The sequence below is a fragment of the Parabacteroides sp. TM07-1AC genome, assembly GCF_003480915.1.
GTDB classification, from domain to species: domain Bacteria; phylum Bacteroidota; class Bacteroidia; order Bacteroidales; family Tannerellaceae; genus Parabacteroides; species Parabacteroides chongii.
Genome location: NZ_QUKD01000006.1, coordinates 314,806 through 316,084 on the forward strand (window position 1 = coordinate 314,806; position 1,279 = coordinate 316,084).

Consider the following 1,279-nt stretch of genomic DNA (forward strand, 5'->3'; position numbering starts at 1 on the left):
TGCTGGTTACAACAAATTATCTGTTGAAGATCTGAAATGGTTTGAAAAAGATGGTTTCTCAGTTACTATCAAATACAAGAATGACAAGGGTGAATTCAAGAAAGAAGATATCGCAGGTAATCCGTTCGCAGGTCACTTGGCGCTGATGAATTGGAACGGTAGTAAGTTTGTTGAAGCTGAATCTGAAAGTACAGATAATCTTGATTATGACTTCTATTTGATGAATGCCGATGGCAACTTTATCGTAGCTGAAAAGTATATATTTAATGGTGCAAGTAAAGATCAGGAAGCATATACATTCACTACTGTAACAGCTAAAGCATTGGCACATGATATCATTGCCAATAAAGATAAACGTGAATACTACGGAGAGTTCCAGGCTGAAGTTTCTGCTAAGTACAAACAAGATACTTACCACGGCTTGAAGGTTATCGATTTATTGAGCGTTAACATTGGTAATGGCTGGGCACCTGTAGGTCGTCTGGATCTGGGTACAAAAGAAGTACCTACTTTGGCTGCTTCTATCGATACAAAGTTGTTTGATATTCAGGTGAATTTGGGTAGCAACAAGGTCGTTGATCCTCAGAAATTCGTACAAGCTAAGTTCTTTACTGTAACTAAATTAGGTAAAGATGGCGGTATGCTGGCTGTTGCTGGTGACAAATATGAAGGTGCAGATTACTATGATTGTGAATTCGTTTCTGCTTGTGGTAACGACTTGGAAAAACAGTTTGCCTTGACTTACAGAAGCGGTGATGGTAAATTCGTATTTACAAACCGTGAAACCCTTAACTACCGCTGGACAATCGATGCAAACCGTTTGTATTATGGTGAAAAGGATAACGAGTATGTATACGGTGGTGATACTTACCTGATTGAAACAGTTGAAAACCATGAAGCAAAAGACGGTTATAGCCAGTTGTCTGATGTGAAGAATACGAAATTCCATATCGCTTACTCTTCAGGTATCTTTGGTAACGCTTGGTTTACAGAAAACCATCAGGGTGTAGACAATCATACTATCGGTTTGAGTACAGATAAGGAAACAGCTTTGGTATTTACTGCTACAGAATATGCAAAAGAACGTGCCATCAAACATGATGAAGATGCTCATACAAATAAGTATGTGCCGACAGACTCTATCTATGTAATTAGTAAGTTAGGTTTCTACGATAAAGATGCAAAGAAGTTTGATTCTAAAGATGATACTTTGAAAGTGGTATCTTATTCATTCGTCAACCAGTATGGTGAACCGCTGATTTGGAATGGAAACCGTTAT

General features: G+C 38.2%; 1 protein-coding gene. It reads left to right on the forward strand.

Translation table 11 applies throughout. The features are described 5' to 3' along the window. The coding region (locus DXD68_RS14360) for a hypothetical protein (RefSeq protein ID WP_199715685.1) at positions 1 to 1,279 on the forward strand (1,279 nt) is incomplete at both ends.